Origin of the sequence: Corynebacterium belfantii (assembly GCF_041898185.1) — a bacterium.
Taxonomy (GTDB): Bacteria; Actinomycetota; Actinomycetes; order Mycobacteriales; family Mycobacteriaceae; genus Corynebacterium; species Corynebacterium belfantii.
Genome location: NZ_CP157823.1, coordinates 2,387,872 through 2,404,433, shown reverse-complemented (window position 1 = coordinate 2,404,433; position 16,562 = coordinate 2,387,872). Strand labels below are relative to the sequence as shown.

Annotated in this window: 17 protein-coding genes and 3 pseudogenes; 14 read left to right on the top strand and 6 right to left on the bottom strand. The window is 54.0% G+C overall.

Annotated features, from left to right (window positions below; translation table 11 throughout):
• Window positions 1-44 precede the first annotated feature (44 nt).
• Both ABMV07_RS12025 and clpB read left to right on the top strand, forming a co-directional pair.
• Window positions 45-374, top strand: coding sequence for a transglycosylase family protein (locus ABMV07_RS12025; protein ID WP_197692005.1), 330 nt, complete (start codon window positions 45-47; stop codon window positions 372-374).
• A 199-nt stretch (window positions 375-573) separates the two neighbouring features.
• Window positions 574-3,123: an ATP-dependent chaperone ClpB gene (clpB, locus tag ABMV07_RS12020; RefSeq protein WP_014318248.1), complete on the top strand. Its 2,550-nt coding sequence runs from the start codon at window positions 574-576 to the stop codon at window positions 3,121-3,123.
• 304 nt (window positions 3,124-3,427) lie between these two features.
• On the opposite strand, the gene ABMV07_RS12015 is transcribed toward clpB, so the two are convergent.
• Window positions 3,428-3,652 (bottom strand): hypothetical protein, encoded by a 225-nt coding sequence (locus ABMV07_RS12015; RefSeq protein ID WP_374064638.1) that lies wholly within the window; start codon window positions 3,650-3,652, stop codon window positions 3,428-3,430.
• 77 nt (window positions 3,653-3,729) lie between these two features.
• Between ABMV07_RS12015 and ABMV07_RS12010 the strand changes: the two genes are divergently transcribed.
• The 12 genes and pseudogenes from ABMV07_RS12010 to ABMV07_RS11955 form a co-directional block, all read left to right on the top strand.
• Entirely contained in the window at window positions 3,730-5,079 is a 1,350-nt protein-coding gene (locus ABMV07_RS12010) for an IS256-like element IS1132 family transposase (protein ID WP_374063848.1), read from the top strand.
• Window positions 5,080-5,600: 521 nt separating this feature from the next.
• The gene (locus tag ABMV07_RS12005) at window positions 5,601-5,747 is read left to right on the top strand and encodes a hypothetical protein (protein ID WP_374064637.1); all 147 of its coding nucleotides are present in this window, start codon (window positions 5,601-5,603) and stop codon (window positions 5,745-5,747) included.
• A gap of 363 nt (window positions 5,748-6,110) precedes the next feature.
• On the top strand, window positions 6,111-6,638 hold the full coding sequence (locus ABMV07_RS12000; RefSeq protein ID WP_234917955.1) for a hypothetical protein: 528 nt from the start codon (window positions 6,111-6,113) through the stop codon (window positions 6,636-6,638).
• 109 nt (window positions 6,639-6,747) lie between these two features.
• Window positions 6,748-6,996 (top strand): annotated as a pseudogene (locus ABMV07_RS11995) (hypothetical protein); the annotation flags it as partial.
• A 461-nt stretch (window positions 6,997-7,457) separates the two neighbouring features.
• A pseudogene (locus ABMV07_RS11990) lies at window positions 7,458-7,717 on the top strand (amino acid ABC transporter permease); the annotation flags it as partial.
• A gap of 145 nt (window positions 7,718-7,862) precedes the next feature.
• Window positions 7,863-8,687 (top strand): sulfurtransferase, encoded by an 825-nt coding sequence (locus ABMV07_RS11985; protein WP_197689435.1) that lies wholly within the window; start codon window positions 7,863-7,865, stop codon window positions 8,685-8,687.
• Window positions 8,687-9,601 (top strand): hypothetical protein, encoded by a 915-nt coding sequence (locus ABMV07_RS11980; RefSeq protein WP_374064636.1) that lies wholly within the window; start codon window positions 8,687-8,689, stop codon window positions 9,599-9,601. Before ABMV07_RS11985 ends, ABMV07_RS11980 begins: the two co-directional genes overlap by 1 nt.
• Before the next feature lie 55 nt (window positions 9,602-9,656).
• Complete coding sequence (gene pyrE, locus ABMV07_RS11975; protein ID WP_014303956.1) at window positions 9,657-10,190, top strand: orotate phosphoribosyltransferase; 534 nt, start codon at window positions 9,657-9,659, stop codon at window positions 10,188-10,190.
• On the top strand, window positions 10,183-10,851 hold the full coding sequence (locus ABMV07_RS11970; RefSeq protein ID WP_197692255.1) for a TrmH family RNA methyltransferase: 669 nt from the start codon (window positions 10,183-10,185) through the stop codon (window positions 10,849-10,851). The genes pyrE and ABMV07_RS11970 overlap by 8 nt, the downstream gene beginning before the upstream one ends.
• A gap of 20 nt (window positions 10,852-10,871) precedes the next feature.
• Window positions 10,872-11,990, top strand: coding sequence for a glycoside hydrolase family 76 protein (locus tag ABMV07_RS11965; protein WP_196977661.1), 1,119 nt, complete (start codon window positions 10,872-10,874; stop codon window positions 11,988-11,990).
• A gap of 118 nt (window positions 11,991-12,108) precedes the next feature.
• Window positions 12,109-13,143 carry a class II fructose-bisphosphate aldolase gene (gene fbaA / locus ABMV07_RS11960; RefSeq protein WP_196981651.1) on the top strand — a complete coding sequence of 345 codons (1,035 nt, stop codon included), beginning with the start codon at window positions 12,109-12,111 and terminating at the stop codon, window positions 13,141-13,143.
• 125 nt (window positions 13,144-13,268) lie between these two features.
• Window positions 13,269-13,715 (top strand): annotated as a pseudogene (locus ABMV07_RS11955) (transposase); the annotation flags it as partial.
• Between the two features lie 35 nt (window positions 13,716-13,750).
• Here the strand turns inward: ABMV07_RS11955 and ABMV07_RS11950 are convergent.
• Genes ABMV07_RS11950 through ABMV07_RS11930 form a run of 5 tightly spaced genes read right to left on the bottom strand, consistent with a single transcriptional unit; the run spans window position 13,751 to window position 16,496 of the window.
• Window positions 13,751-15,130: an IS3 family transposase gene (locus tag ABMV07_RS11950; RefSeq protein WP_374064635.1), complete on the bottom strand. Its 1,380-nt coding sequence runs from the start codon at window positions 15,128-15,130 to the stop codon at window positions 13,751-13,753.
• Window positions 15,131-15,181: 51 nt separating this feature from the next.
• The gene (locus ABMV07_RS11945) at window positions 15,182-15,895 is read right to left on the bottom strand and encodes an IS3 family transposase (protein ID WP_234917964.1); all 714 of its coding nucleotides are present in this window, start codon (window positions 15,893-15,895) and stop codon (window positions 15,182-15,184) included.
• Window positions 15,895-16,032 (bottom strand): transposase, encoded by a 138-nt coding sequence (locus ABMV07_RS11940; protein ID WP_196981696.1) that lies wholly within the window; start codon window positions 16,030-16,032, stop codon window positions 15,895-15,897. Before ABMV07_RS11940 ends, ABMV07_RS11945 begins: the two co-directional genes overlap by 1 nt.
• Window positions 16,019-16,204 carry a transposase gene (locus ABMV07_RS11935; RefSeq protein WP_327786552.1) on the bottom strand — a complete coding sequence of 62 codons (186 nt, stop codon included), beginning with the start codon at window positions 16,202-16,204 and terminating at the stop codon, window positions 16,019-16,021. Before ABMV07_RS11935 ends, ABMV07_RS11940 begins: the two co-directional genes overlap by 14 nt.
• Complete coding sequence (locus ABMV07_RS11930) at window positions 16,188-16,496, bottom strand: hypothetical protein (RefSeq protein ID WP_197692309.1); 309 nt, start codon at window positions 16,494-16,496, stop codon at window positions 16,188-16,190. Before ABMV07_RS11930 ends, ABMV07_RS11935 begins: the two co-directional genes overlap by 17 nt.
• Window positions 16,497-16,562: the final 66 nt, after the last annotated feature.

Sequence of the window (16,562 nt, the reverse complement as noted above, 5' to 3'; positions counted from 1 at the left end):
CAACCCAGCTGGAGAAGAAACGAGCAAAGGAGCATTTTCCCGTTATGCGTTTTTCCGCAAAGAAGAAAGCACTGATCGTCGCCGCTACTGGAGGACTCGCCGCAGCCATTGCACCGGCGGCTGGAGCAGCCAGCGTGAGCCAGTGGGATCAGGTTGCCGCCTGCGAATCCGGTGGTAACTGGCAGATCAACACTGGTAATGGCTACTACGGTGGCTTGCAGTTTAGCGCCGAGACGTGGGCGGGGGCTGGTGGGACCGCCTATGCGCCAACGGCGGATCAGGCTACGAAGGAGCAGCAGATCGAGATTGCCGAGAACGTGTTGGCAATGCAGGGGCCAGGTGCGTGGCCTAACTGTGGTGGATCGCTTGGTTAAAGATCTGAGCGGACACCCCGTTTGAGTACGTTTCGACGAACAATCCACACCGCATGAGGTTAAAAAGGGCAGTTTTTGGCCACTGCGGTGTGGATTTTTTGGTGTGCGGAAAATTTTTTGAAGTTGAGTGGAACAAACTCAACTTTGTGTTCGTTGTGCCTAGTGACTGGTAAAAGTCCACGGAAGGAAATGATGAACGATGGCTGGTTTCAACCCCACAACGAAAACTCAAGAGGCATTGCAAGAGGCGCTGCAGAAGGCGTCGGCCGCAGGTAATCCGGATATTCGTCCGGAGCACCTCCTTGCTGCGATTTTAGGTCAAGAAGATGGCATTGCTATTCCGGTATTGCGTGCTACGGGCGTGGACCCAGACGTGGTTCGTCGTGAAGCAGAAGCATTGGTGGCCAAGCTGCCGAAGGCTGAAGGTGCCAACTTGGCAAACCCGAACTTTAACCGTGATGCGTTAAGCGTTTTAAACAACGCCCAAGAGCTGGCGGGTGAGTTAGGCGACGAATACGTCTCTACCGAGGTGCTGCTGGCTGCGGTGGCCCGCGGGACTAACGATGCTGCCGAGCTGCTGACTAAGCGCGGCGCTACTTACGACGTCATCAAGGGTGTTTTCCCTTCGGTACGCGGTAATAAGAAGGTGACTACGGAGTCTCCAGAGGATCAGTTCCAGGCATTAGAGAAGTACTCCACTGACCTGACTGCGCGGGCGCGGGAAGGCAAGATTGATCCGGTTATTGGCCGTGATCAGGAGATTAGACGTGTGGTTCAGGTGCTTTCTCGCCGTACTAAGAACAATCCTGTTCTTATTGGTGAGCCTGGTGTGGGCAAGACTGCCATCGTAGAAGGTCTTGCGCGCCGCATTGTGGCAGGAGATGTGCCGGAGTCGCTGAAGGGCAAGACTCTGATTAGTTTGGATCTTGGTTCCATGGTGGCTGGTGCTAAGTATCGTGGTGAGTTTGAGGAGCGTCTGAAGGCGGTTCTCGACGAGATCAAGTCTGCTGAGGGCGAGATCATCACCTTTATCGACGAGCTGCACACCATTGTGGGCGCTGGTGCTACCGGCGATTCCGCTATGGATGCGGGCAATATGATTAAGCCACTGTTGGCTCGTGGCGAGCTGCGTTTGGTGGGTGCTACCACCTTGGATGAGTACCGCAAATACATTGAGAAGGATGCTGCGCTGGAGCGTCGTTTCCAGCAGGTCTTTGTCGGTGAGCCTTCGGTAGAAGATGCTGTGGGTATTTTGCGTGGCCTGAAGGAGCGCTACGAGGTGCACCATGGTGTGCGGATCCAGGATTCGGCGTTGGTGGCTGCTGCTACGCTGTCGGATCGCTATATCACCAGCAGGTTCTTGCCGGATAAGGCTATCGACTTGGTGGATGAGGCTGCATCGCGGTTGCGTATGGAGATCGATTCTTCGCCGCAGGAGATCGATGAGTTGGAGCGTATTGTGCGTCGCCTTGAGATCGAGGAGGTAGCGCTGTCGAAGGAGACGGATGCTGCGTCGAAGGATCGCTTAGTCAAGTTGCGCCAGGAGCTTGCCGACGAGCGCGAGAAGCTCGGTGAGCTTGTGGCACGGTGGAATAACGAGAAGGGCGCGATTAATAAGGTTCGCGAGGCCAAGGAAGAACTGGAGCGCCTGCGTTCGGAATCGGAAATCGCGGAACGCGACGGCGACTACGGCAAGGTAGCTGAGCTGCGCTATGGCCGTATCCCTGAGCTGGAAAAGCAGGTCGCTGAGGCTGAGGAACACACCGTGGAAACCACCATGCTGAGCGAGGAGGTTACCCCAGACACCATTGCTGAGGTGGTGTCGGCGTGGACTGGCATTCCTGCGGGCAAGATGCTGCAGGGTGAGACGGAGAAGCTGCTCAACATGGAGGCTGAGCTAGGCAAACGTGTGGTCGGCCAGTCGGAGGCTGTAGTTGCGGTGTCTGATGCAGTGCGTCGTGCCCGTGCCGGCGTGGCGGACCCGAACCGTCCGACCGGTTCCTTCCTCTTCCTAGGGCCTACGGGCGTGGGTAAGACGGAGCTTGCCAAGGCCCTTGCGGAGTTCATGTTTGACGATGATCGTGCGATGGTTCGCATTGATATGTCGGAGTACGGCGAGAAGCATGCGGTTGCTCGTTTGGTCGGTGCCCCTCCAGGATATGTGGGTTACGACCAAGGTGGTCAGCTCACCGAGGCTGTTCGACGTCGCCCATACACCGTCGTTCTTTTCGACGAGGTGGAAAAGGCGCACCCAGATGTGTTTGACATCCTGCTGCAGGTCCTCGACGAGGGCCGGTTGACAGATGGCCAAGGTCGCACGGTGGACTTCCGTAATACAGTACTGATCCTGACGTCTAACTTAGGTGCCGGTGGCACAAAGGACGAGATGATGGATGCTGTAAAGCGGGCGTTTAAGCCAGAGTTTGTGAACCGCCTTGATGATGTGGTGATCTTTGATCCGCTGAGTCAAGAGCAGCTCACGCACATTGTGGAGATTCAGATTGCGCAGCTGGCACAGCGTCTTGCTGCTCGTCGTTTGACGTTGGCAGTGTCGGATTCTGCGAAGTTGTGGCTTGCGGAGCGCGGTTATGAGCCAGCTTACGGTGCTCGTCCGTTGCGTCGTTTGATCCAGCAGGCTATTGGTGATCAGTTGGCTAAGAAGCTGTTGTCTGGTGAGGTTCGCGATGGTAGCGAGGTTCATGTGGATGCAGATTTGGACAATGGTGGTTTGGTTATTAGCGCCTCGTAGTAACTGACGTTTGTAGCGATACATGCTGTAAGTACATGGTGACTGGTCGGCTGGAGGAACAACCTCCAGCCGACCTATGTTTTTCTGTGGCACTTTAGTTACGTTGCGAGGAACCCTTGATGAAGGCCACTATCGTGCGTCGTTGTGCGCAAAATTAGAATCGTACTGGTGCGTGGTAATTGCCTCCACTCGGTATCGTTCACAGGGTTGTTGCGACCACTCGTGAACATTGAGCGGTGCGCACCATTGGTGCTATTTTTGTGAGATTTTTATTTCTTTTGCGATTTTGGTGGCTCTTCCGGTTTTAGAGTGCATTGATTAGCTCGCCGGGGGTTCGGGCGTGGCACAAGATATTGGGGTCCTTGGCTTTGTAGGAATAAGGGTGTCTAAACCATCCATCCAAAACCAAGGACCTACTGTGCAGCCCAACGGAAATGTCATCGTCGATACCATCTGCCGCACCGTAGAACACGGTGATAGTTACCGTTATTGAAGCCGAGCCCGTCGAGTCCATCAATGAATGCCCCACGTGCGGGCAGCCTGGAGTATTGAGGGTGTCAGGTGTTTTGTGTGTGAGGCTCTGATCCAGAAGGAGTTTCACTGATAATGACTACCGTGTCACCGAGGAAAGGTCATGACCCGAACAGGGTCAACGAGATCAGCGCTAAGCTGATGGAAAATCCGGAAATCGCCGAACTGATCGGCGAGTTGTCGACTTCCACCGATGATGCCAGCGACCTGGTCAAAGGTCTTTTGCAGGCATCGATCAACGCTGGTCTGCAGGCTGAAATGGACGCGCATCTGGGATACGCGCACTCTGATCGTACGGCGAAAGCCCAGCTGGGCACCCCGGATGGTGGCAATCACCGCAACGGGTCGTACACCAAAACCGTCAACTCTGGTTACGGCACCTTTGATGTGACTATGCCCCGGGATCGAGCTGGCACGTTTACGCCGCGGATGCTGCCTAAAGGCACCCGCCGTCTGACGGAGCTTGATGACATGATCATCTCCCTGTACGCCGGTGGGATGACCGTGCGCGATATTTGCCACCACCTCGCCACCACCCTCGGGGTGGATATGAGCCCAGATACGATCAGCACCATTACCGACGCGGTGTTAGAAGAGGTCATGATCTGGCAAAACCGCCAGCTCGACGAGTTCTACCCAGTGATCTTCCTCGACGCGCTGCGAGTGAAGATCCGCGATGGCCACCGCGTGGTCAACAAGTCTTGCTACATGGCGGTAGGCGTCGACATGGACGGCATCAAGCACATCCTGGGATTGTGGATCGCAGACAATGAAGGCGCCAGTTTTTGGGCATCCGTGTGCGCTGACCTTGCCAACCGTGGGGTCCAAGACGTGTTCATCGTCTGCTGCGACGGGCTCAAAGGCCTGCCGGAAGCCGTGGAGGCAACCTGGCCGAATTCCATGGTGCAGACCTGTATCGTGCACCTGATCCGGGCGGCCAACAGGTGGGTGTCCTACCAAGACCGCAAACCCGTATCAAGTGCGCTACGGGAGGTCTACACCGCACCGACCGAGGACACCGCCCGCGCCGCCCTGGACGCATTCGAGGCCAGTGAACTGGGCCGTAAATACCCGCAATCGGTCAAAGTCTGGCGCGACGCCTGGGACCGGTTTGTGCCATTTTTGCAGTTCCCGCCTGCGGCACGGCGGGTACTCTACACCACGAATTCGATCGAATCGCTGAATGCTGAGCTGCGTAAAGCTACTCGTAACCGCGGCCAGTTCCCGAACGATACCGCGGCGCTGAAAACGCTGTGGCTGATGATCTGCAACATCGAGGACAAGCGCGCTGCCCAGCGAGCGAAGAAAGCGAAGCGCGCCATCGAATGCAACGGCTATATTGAAGGAGCGAAAGCCACCGGGTGGAAACAAGCCATCAACCAACTAGCCGTGGCTTACCCCGACCGATTCGCGGACTACTTGTAAACCAAGCCCCCCGCACACAAACAATCGGACACTCTCGGAGTATTGCGCGATGGAAACGTCATCCGCCCCGCCTGGCTTTTTGACGTTGCCCCAGGAAGAAACACTGACGCGTTTGCGGACATGGCTGAATAATCAAAGCGAAGTTTCATAATCAGGTCACTATCACCAGTATGGACGGCTTCCAAGGCTATGCCACCGCTGGCGACGTCATTTTCAACACCACCTAAGTCATAGACCTATTCCACGTTGTACGCCTAGCCGGTGCAAGCTCACCACGTGCCGCACCAAGCTTTAGTGAGAAACAACAGGCCGGCGTGGCCGGGAGCAAAGACCTGCTCTACCGCAACCGGACAACACTGTTGACCACCCATGCACCTGCTGACTGACAAGCCCCGTAGGAGGCTTGAAAAACTGTTTGACTTCGACGACGGCTACGCGCCGCTACAACAGACCTGGTACTACTACCAACAAGCAAGCAGCCAACAAAGCCATGAGCATGCTCATTGACACGCTTGATTGGTATGAAAGACGCTAGGATCGCTGAGATCGCGCAGTTGGGTAGGATCATGAACAAGTGCTGCAAGGACATCCTCGTCTACTTCGACCACTACATTTTGTGGTGCCTGATCTACGCCGTCAACATGCGACACATAATCAGTGCACTCTAAAACCGGAAGAGCTACTAAACGGGGGTATTTCGAAGGATTTTTCTCGGCACTTCACACCAAATCGCAAGAAAACCGGTCGTTTGGGCAGATTTGGTGTGAAGTGCCGTCTTTTTCGGGGGTGAGCGGGGGTGGCGCGCCCACCAACGCCCACCAACGCCAGCCAAGCCCAGCCAAGTCATGGTTGTGGAAAACGTCCTACTCCGCGTAGTGCCACGCCCGAACCCCCGGCGAACTAATCAATGCACTCTAAAACCGGAAGAGCCATTTTGGTTCGGATAATGTGAAAATAATAGCTATTATTTTTGCTAGTATTCTACATACATCGATTGCGTTTTTCTGGGCATCACATCTTTCTCAATTATTATGATTGGATGTGCCACCTATTCTTTACTGCCCGATAGATTTGCCTATGAAAGAGGTGTGTTTTCCGATGGTGAAAAATTGGCTCCTAGCATTATTTTGAACTTGTTCTTTTGGCTCCTAGCATTGATACTGATCACCGTATATGACGACTATCTTACGGAGCTTGTTCCCGTGCACTTCGGTAGAGGTGGTCGGCCGGACGCTTGGGAAGGTCGCACATCACTTAATGTTTATCGTTGGGTGATATTATCTATTTTTTCTATTTCCTTAGGTATTTTTTCGGTACTACTGCTACCTGCGTGGGCGCGATCGAGAAAGCCTAAATTAAAATTTGTGGAAGTTTTGGGTTTTGCTGTTTTTAGAGTTTCTTTAATTTATTCTTATTTGTTCTGTTTGATGTTCATTTCCGTTAGTTTTGAAAAATTATTTTTTATAATTCCTCTTTTAGTTATAATGATTGCTTTTGTGTCCATATTTTCAATTCCGATAGTGTTATCTATTGCTTTAATTATGAGCGATCGGAAATAAAATTTCTGCTCATACCAACTTTTGGTATATGTAGCTATATTGCAAATTTTCCGTTTCTTAAAGTTTGTAATTTTGTTTGGTTATCTTTCATTATTTAGTGAACTGTCTTGAGCCTTTTGAGTTAAACGTTATTTATGATGTGGTGATCTTTGATCCGCTGAGTCAAGAGCAGCTCACACACATTGTGGAGATTCAGATTGTGCAGCTGGCACAGCGTCTTGCCTCTCGTCGTTTGATCCAGCAGGCTATTGGCGATCAGTTGGCTAAGAAGCTGTTGTCTGGTGAGGTTCGCGATGGTAGCGAGGTTCATGTGGACGTTGCTGATGGCGGCGAAAACTTAGATATTAGTGCCAGCTAGGCAGGACAAAGTAGCAGGTAAAGCAGGCCTTGGGTGTGGGTGTTATCCATGTTCGGGGCCTGTTGTTATGTTGGGGCGGGGGTGCTCTCTCTTGTATTGGGCACCATCTTGACCGCGATGTGAGTATCGCCCGTAGGTGTGCTGCGTTCGATTTCAACTGGATACATCAATATTGTGCGCAATACTCCTCTGACTCTGGTGGTGCTGTTTTGCTCGTTCGGTTTGTGCCAAACGTTGGGGTTTCAGTCGGTACAATTGAGAACCATGCCGACCAACTGTGGCTTATCTTCGGGATGTTTGCCCTCGGATTTATGATTCTCCCCTGCCTACGGGATTAGTACTGGGAGCGGTAGCGAAGAAAGTAGCGGTGAAGAAATGACACCTCGTGTGACAGTGCTTTATGACGCCCCCTGCTCCAGCAGCGTTGCGACGCAACCGTGTGTACTCGGCCATCACCATCGGCGTTGAAATCCGCGGCGGTGAGGATAGTCTTGGCTCTTCTTATCGGCTATATCGAAGTGGTGCGTCAAGGAATTCAATCCTCCTCTACGAACCGCAACTATCTTGCCGCTTTGATCGTGGTAGCGATCATCATGGTGGCGATCAACTGCGCGCCAGGCGTGCTCGCAAGAACATTGTGGCTAAGGTTCCGGAGCAGCCCCATCAAGGTTTGGACACGAAAGATAATGTGGTGGTGGATTGGCATGATCCGGCGCAATGATAAAAAACACACTTTGGTAGCAGATTTGAATAAAAGGGTGTGTGCTGGTGGTTTGTAACGCACTGTGTGGAAAAACATGGGATCACAATGTGTGGAACAGACTGATTCGGACATAAGCGGGTGAAAGCGGATAGACTTCGGGAATATGAGTATCACTATCAGCATTGACGAGCTGGCCCAGCGTATCAATAAGGGCAGCAACAATATCATCCTTGCAAGCCTGTGGTCTGCTCACGAGGGTGGCGGCTATGCGCAGTTTAACTCGGAGCACATCAGTACGGCGCGTTTTTGTGATACCGCGGCGGCGTTGGCGTCGGCACCTAGTTCTGCGGAGGGGCGTAATCCGCTGCCTACGCAGGATGTGCTTGCTCGTTGGTTTGTGCAGTGGGGGTTGACTGAGGACCGCCAGGTGGTGGTCTATGACAATCAGCGTGGGTTGTATGCTGCTCGTGCGTGGTGGGTTCTTAAGTGGGCCGGTGTGCAGGATGTTGTGATTTTGGATGGTGGCCAGCAGGCGTGGGAGGCTGCCGGACATGAGACGCTTGGTGGCCCTGGTAACCCACATGGTTACTCCACAATTAAGCCAGATTTGGGCCATATGCCTACCGCAACCATTGAGGATGTGCGTGCTCACAAGGGCATTTTGGTTGATGCTCGTGAGTCGAGCCGTTTCGGTGGACGTAAGGAGCGCTTGGATCTTAAGGCTGGCCATATTCCTGGCGCGGTGAATGTTCCTTCGCGTGATTTGCTCACTGAGGAGGGCTTGTTTAAGTCGCCGGAGGAGATTCGTGAGATCTTCGCAGGGGTAGGCGTTCATTCGGCTGACGACGTTATCATCTACTCTGGTTCGGGTAACCACTCTGCTCAGGCAATCATTGCGATGAATATTGCTGGTTTGGGCACGCCTCGTCACTACATTGGTGGCTGGTCGCAGTGGTCTGCTAACCCGAAGAACCCTGTGGAACGTTAATGATTTTTATCTTTGCTGCTGCCGTACTCCTTGTTATTGGTGTTGTGCTACTTGTACTGCCACCGAAGCAATCTGCAAAGCAACAGTGGGCTGCCCAGAAGAGCTTTGAATACACTAAGTCCGACGCATTTTTGACAGATGAGTGGACTCGTGGTGCCGCCGCTGGCGGGGTGGCAGCAAAGAATGTGGTCAGTGGTATTGCTGCTGGCTATGAGGTGCATCTGGTGGAGCTGGCGGGGGTCACTGTGATGGCCATGCGCCGCCCGGTTGCCTCTGATGTGGTTGTTGATGCGCGTCGTAACGCGACGGAGTCGGATGCTGAGGACTTGATGCCGGTGACCACGGTGGGGGAGTTTCGGGTGTTCAGTACGGACGCGCCCGCGGCGGAGCGCTTGATCGAGGAGCGCGTGACCAGCGCTTTTTCAGCATTGCCCGCTACCGTGGGGGCGTTGTGGATCGAGTCGGATTGGGTGTTGGCGCAGTTTGCGGCCACCACTACCGGCGATGATTGGGATGCGACGATCTCCGTGTTGGCCACGCTTTCCGACGCCGCCCGCGTGTTGCCCCCGCGCGCTGGTGCTGTGCAACCGATCGACCTAAGTGACTGCGATCCTTCGCGTTCGTTGCCTACTGCACCGGAGAAAGAGGAAGAGGATCTGGACGATCCGGTGCCTACGTTGCCTGTGGTGGAGCGTAAGGAAAAGCCGGTGGAGCTGCCTACCCGTGCGGCTGCGAAGAGCTTGGGGGTGGTTGCTGATCGGGAGATCGGTGACGATGACGTGGATGCTATCGCTGATGGTGCTATGCCCAAGGCGAGTGACTTCCAGGGCACGCGGGTGATTCGTGATCTGAGCAAGGGGTCGAGCATATTTGACGACCTTTCAGCGGAGCTGGGGCGTAACCCTTTAGAATGAGAGACTGCACATAAGTGCTGGGATATTTCATTGGAATCTTAAGGAGCCTCCGCGCATGTCCAAAAAGGCCGAACTTGCAGAGCTGGTCAAGGAACTCGCCGTTGTTCACGGCAAGGTTACGTTGTCGTCTGGAAAGGAAGCGGATTACTACGTTGATCTGCGTCGTGCTACCTTGCACGCCCGCGCTTCTCGTCTGATTGGTGAGCTGCTGCGTGAGCTGACTGCCGACTGGGACTATGCGGCCGTGGGCGGTTTGACCTTGGGTGCCGACCCGGTCGCTACCTCCGTTATGCATGCTGATGGCCGCGAAATCCATGCGTTTGTGGTGCGTAAAGAGGCCAAGAAGCACGGCATGCAGCGTCGCATCGAGGGCCCCGATGTAGTGGGCAAGAAGGTGCTGGTGGTGGAAGACACCACCACGACTGGCAACTCACCACTGACCGCTGTCAAGGCGCTGCGCGAAGCTGGCGCTGAGGTTGTGGGCGTAGCAACCGTTGTGGATCGTGCTACCGGTGCTGCTGATGTGATCGCTGCTGAGGGCTTGGAGTACCGCTACATTTTGGGCTTGGAGGACTTGGGTCTTGCTTAACCCTGAGCAGGTTGCTGGCCCTACGGAGTGGGGCGAATGCCACCACGGGGTAGGGCCGTGGGCTGAAGAGCACCCTCATGAGGAGGCAACCGATCCTCGGTTTGATCCGGAGTTGCTGGAAAACGGTGATCGTCGCAACGTTGTTGATGCCTACCGTTATTGGTCGCGTGAGGCGATCCGTGCGGACATCGATACGCGTCGGCACTGCCTGCATATTGCGATCGAGAACTTTGAAAACGATGCCAACATCGGCACCGTGGTGCGTACCGCTAATGCGTTTGCGGTAGATACGGTGCACATTGTGGGGCGCAAGCGCTGGAATCGTCGTGGAGCGATGGTCACCGACCGCTACCAGCACCTCATGCACCATCCCACGACTGCCGACGTGGTGGCGTGGGCTAAACAGCAAGGCCTTACCATCGTTGCGATCGATAACACCCCAGGGTGCGTGCCTTTGGAGACTGCCGAGTTGCCTGAGCGTTGCTTGTTGTTGTTTGGCCAAGAAGGCCCTGGGGTAACGCAGGAGGCGCAGGATAATGCGCGGATGACGTGCTCGATTGCCCAGTTTGGTTCGACGCGTTCCATCAACGCGGGTGTTGCCGCGGGTATTGCGATGCATGCGTGGATCAGACAGCACGCCGATCTTGACAATGCATGGTAGATTTCACACTCGTGAACGAGATGTGGCTACACCGTGCTGACCTTGCAGAATCTGCAATCAATGAGCGCCATGCGTCGCGGCTGTGGATGCTACCGCGAACTAATCTCGCGGTAGTGGCGTGGCCGCCCACGGCCAAGGAGCGCCTGTTCTACCGCTGGCATTACTGGTGGCAGGCGCACTACTTGGATTGCCTTATCGACGCCGCCTCGCGACGCACCACCAAGGCCCGTAAGCAGCGCATTCGCGACACCATCGTGGGCATTCGCCTGCGTAACCTGGGGCGGTTGACTAAGAACAACTACTATGACGATAAGTCGTGGCTGGCGTTGGCTCTTGATCGCGAGCGCCGCTTGAATAAGCGCGCCAAGCGTGAGTACTTGCGCGTGCTGGAAGGCAACATTGCAGCAGGCCAGGACGATATTCAAGGCGTGTTGCCGTGGCGTGTCGGCGAGCATTTTTTCAACGTGCCCACCAACGGTCCGGCGGCGATCATGCTGGCTCGTAATGGGGAAGTAGAGCAGGCTCGCAAACTTGTGGACTGGATCTTTGACAACCTAATCAACGATAAAGGCCTGGTCATGGATGGTTTGCGCATGAGTATGCGCGGCCCAGAGATCGTGGATCCCGTGTACCCCTACTGCCAGGGTGTGGTGATCGGTGCCTGCATAGAGATCGCAGAAGCCTTGCCGTTTGAGGAGTCTGTTCAGTATCTGGCGCATGCCCGTGCGGTGATCCACGCGGTGGCTAAGGAGATGGCGACTCCCGAGGGCGTGATCAACGTGGCCACCGGCGACGGTGATGGTGGGCTGTTCAAGGGCATTTTGATGCGCTATCTTGCCGACGCTGCCGTGCGGTTGCCAGAAGACAACCCAGCGAACATTGCGACGAAGAAGATCGCTAAACGCTTGGTGATAGCGTCTGCGGAAAGCGTGTGGGAGCACCGCCTTGAGGTAGACGGCCTGCCGGTTTTTGCTACCGACTGGTGTGATGATGCACGCTTGCCACACAACTACGGTGTGGGTGGAAGCGCTCTGAGTGACATCGTACGGGTAGTGCGTATCGACGAGCGCGATTTGTCGGTGCAGCTTTCCGGCTGGATGCTACTGGAAGCGGCCGCTCGTGTCTCATTAGTTGGCTAAATGCCCGATTGTGTGGGATTTGTCTCCGAAAAAATTTGGGATATGGGAAGCATTCTCGTGCTAACGCTGGCATACTTGGTGTCGAGCAAATAAATACAACCCACTGGAGGATTACTTCATGCCTATCGCAACACCAGAGGTCTACAACGAGATGCTTGACCGCGCTAAGGCAGGCGGATTCGCCTACCCAGCCATCAACTGCACCTCCTCTGAAACCATCAACGCAGCATTGCGTGGATTTGCTGAGGCAGAGTCCGACGGCATCATCCAGTTCTCTACAGGTGGCGCAGAATTTGGCTCCGGTCTATCCGTTAAGAACAAGGTTGCAGGTGCTTGCGCGCTGGCAGCCTTCGCTCACGAGGCAGCAAAGCACTACGGCATCAACGTCGCACTGCACACCGACCACTGCCAGAAGGAAGTTCTTGACGAGTACGTTCGCCCACTCATCGCCATCTCCCAGGAGCGTGTAGACCGCGGCGAGCAGCCACTATTCCAGTCCCACATGTGGGATGGTTCCGCAATTCCAATCGACGAGAACCTCGTCATTGCACAGGAGCTGCTGGAGAAGGCACGCAAGGCTCACATCGTTCTTGAAGCTGAGATCGGTGTTGTCGGCGGCGAAGAAGACGGCGTTGAGGCAAAGGCTGGCGCTAACCTCTACACCTCCCCAGAGGATTTTGAAAAGACCATCGACGCTCTCGGCACCGGTGAAAAGGGTCGCTACCTGCTCGCAGCTACCTTCGGCAACGTCCATGGTGTGTACAAGCCAGGTAATGTCAAGCTGCGCCCAGAGGTTCTCCTTGAAGGCCAGAAGGTTGCTCGCAAGAAGCTGGGTCTAGATGACTCCGCACTTCCATTCGACTTCGTCTTCCACGGTGGCTCCGGCTCCGAGAAGGAAAAGATCGAAGAGGCACTCGGCTACGGCGTTATCAAGATGAACGTTGACACCGACACTCAGTACGCATTCACCCGCCCAATTGTCACCCACATGTTCACCAACTACGACGGTGTACTCAAGATCGACGGCGAAGTAGGAAACAAGAAGGTCTACGACCCACGCTCCTACATGAAGAAGTCTGAGCAAGCTATGGCTGACCGCATCATTGAGGCTTGCCAGGATCTGCACTCGGTTGGAACCACTTTGAGCAAATAATTCCAGCTAATAAAGGATATGAACTGTTCCCCATTAGTTGGACTGAGAAATCAGTTTCCGACTAGTGGGGAGTATTTCTTTGAGAGCACGAAGTTCTCTAAGCCAGCAGCAGCGGGAGCAGCTCGTTGACTTGTTTGAACATGGAATAGGCTACAGCGCAGCGTCTCGTCAGTTGAGCGTTAGCAAATATGCGGTGCGAAAACTTCTACGCCGATTCAAACTTCATGGCAGGCTGTGTCTTGTGAAAAACCCAACGAAACAGCACCATTCCTTCGAAGTTAAAAAACAGATCGTTGATCGTTTCAACACTGGCCAGTCCAAGATAGATCTTGCCTTGGGAATTCGAGCCGTCTTCGCAGCAACTTGTCTCCCATTGGGTGCGTGCCTAGCGTACAGGTGGTGATGAGGCACTTCGGCCGAAACCGAAGGACAGACCTAAAGGCAGTGCCCGTTCGAAGCCATTGACTAAGGAAGACCGGCTGCACCGTGAGGTGGAGAAACTACGGGCAGAAAACGCGTACTTAAAAAAATTGCGGGGACTTAAGGAGCCAGCGACGAAGCTAAAAGTCGAAGGGGGATGCGGACGTTTTGTTAGACACTTTCAACCTCACGCTACCGCAGCCATGCGATAACGCGCGATACTCATACCATTGAGACTAACTTTAATGCGATGATTGTTATAAAACTCGATATAAGCAGCAATGGCATCGTCAAGCTCTTGGATTGTCTGCCACCTCTTGCCGTAATACATCTCATTTTTCATCCGCCCGAAAAACCCCTCGCATGCCGCATTGTCAGGACTACACCCCTTTTTCGACATCGAACGAACGATGCCATATTTCGCAGTCAGACTATGCCAACTCCGACCACGGTAATGCACACCACGATCTGAATGAATCACTAATGAACCATCCGGTGGAAGACCCTCAGCATCAATAGCGGCCTGCAGCGTAGATTCTGCTAACTCCATAGTGGGATTCACACTCGTCTTAGCAGCAACGACTTTGCCATCGAAACAATCAATAATCACAGACAAATACACCCGCCCCTCATTCGCAGCGAAAACACTAATATCAGTCAGCCACAACGTATTCGCAGCAGTGGCATGAAAACAACGGTTGACCAGGTTCGGCGGAGCCGGAGAAATTTCTCCTTGATAACTGGAATATTTCACCTTCCGCTTCGGAAACCGCACCGTAATTGCTTCTTCGCGCATGAGCCTGCGAACTACTTTTTCACTGATAGTTATGCCTAAATGTCGTAATTGCCACCAGATACGGCGATAACCATAGGTATTATGTGAATCAGAACTGATGCGGTGCACCGTGCTGCGAATAGCTGCGTGCTTATCAGGCATGCGTCGTTTTTTCAGGTGGTAATAGAAACTGGATGCAGCAAGACCACTAGCAGCGAGCAGCATTGCTAATGGAAACGTGCTACGCAAAGCGTCAACCACGTCGGTTTTGTGCTTATTACTCAGCTGACCGGGGATGACGCTTACGTCTTTTTTTATAATTTCCAGCTCCTTTTCCAACACGGCTTTTTCTACCAGCAGCGTGGCCATCTGCTGTTTTAACTGTGTTGGATTATCCGGCAATGATTTTTCTAGTGCTGCTTTAGTAGGGATGCGGCCATGGCCTGCGCGTTCTTTTTTCGACATCAAGCCCCATTGTCCTTCCTCACGGTAGCGTTGCGCCCAAGCATAGACGCTGGCGTGAGTGTGCAGGCAGCATTCCTGGGCAATATCAGCTGGTCGCCAACCATTGTGGAAAAGTTCTACTGCGCGAAGTTTGACTTCGTATGGGTAGTGGGTCAGGGTTTTGGCTTGTTTACGTGGTTGTGGTGGGGTTTTGGGCTCGCGTAGCCATTTATACAGGGTCCATCTGCCTGGGTAGCCGAGTTCGCGGACTGTTTTAGTCACTGATTGTGTGCGTTTGTAGACCCGCAGTGCTGTGCGCTTCTGCGTGTTGGTGTAGGAACGGTTCATAATGGAATCCTCCAAGATTCCGTCCGCATCCCCTTTTGCCCCTTAAGCCCCTCATCGCGGGTGGCGAAGCGTCGACGGTTGTAAAACTCGGTTTTCAGCGTCGACCAAAACGACTCGGCCATCGCATTGTCGAAGCACACCCCGGTGCAGCCCACTCATAAACTGCGCGCCGCGGTCAGCGTGGAAGACCACACCGTCAGCACCGCCGCCGCGCAGCGTGTACGCCATCCGCAACGCACGCTCCACGAGATCAGTGTTGTGGACGCTGTCCATGGCCCAACCCAGCACGCGGCGGGAATGACCGTCTCGTACGACGCACAGATACAACCAGCCTTCACCAGTGCGCAGGTAGGTGATATCCGACATCCACACGCGATTGAGCTCACCTGCATCAAACACGCGTGTGACTAGGTTAGGAATCGATGATGTGCGCTGCGAGTCGAGAGGCTTCACTGGGGCGAACATTCGCGGTGAGATCCCCTCCAACCCCATCAAACGCATCCCTTTGGCCACGGTCGTGCGGTTCAAAGTGATCCGGTAGCGGCAAGCAAGCTCCGCAGTAACCCGTGGGGAGCCGTAGGCGCACTCGGAATCGTTGAAGATCTGCCTGATCTTGTGGTCAACCTCTGCCATGTAGGCCTCACGCTCGTCGTTGCCGGCTGCTTGTTGGTCCTGGGTATGGGGCCACTTGTAGTAGCCGGACTGGGAGACTTTCAACAGGCGTGCCATGCGTTTGATGCTGTAGTTCGCCTTCTCCTGCCGCATCAGCTCGAACTTTTCCGTTCGTGTTGCTTTGCAGCGAAGAAGGCAGCAGCTTTTGACAAAAACTCGTTGTCGATCTTGGCTTCAGCCAGTTCGCGACGCAGGCGAACAATTTCTGCGCGAAGATCAGCCTCGCTCATCCCCGTCGGATGACCCTCGGCGTTGCTGCTCGTTTTTCACCCACTTGCCTAGCAAGTCCGCGGAAACGCCGATTTCCTTGGCCACATGCGCGATAGGGTGATCCGATTCGATCACCAAATTCGCCGCTTCACGTTGATACTCCGGCGTGAACTTCTTACGCGGTTGATTCACAATGAACATCCTCTCCTACGGACACATGATCCGTACAAACAAGGTGTCCACTAAACGAGGGTAACCTCACAACTATAAAGGCTTTCCATGAACAGTTGCTGAGGTAGCGGGTTTTCTGCATCAGGAAAATGAAGAAAAGAATGATACTGCATGCAAGCAGGAGCGCCAGAGGTAATCCATAGAGTACAAAAGGAATGGGGAGTGTTGTGGATAGTAGTATTCCACCGTAGAGTGCTACTATTCCGCAGACGATTCCCATCAGGGTTTCTAACAATGGAAGTTTGTCTTTCATGTCAGACCTACTTCAGTATTTTTAACTCTCCCTTGGTTGCTTTGTTATGTAGTCAGCTTTAGTGGG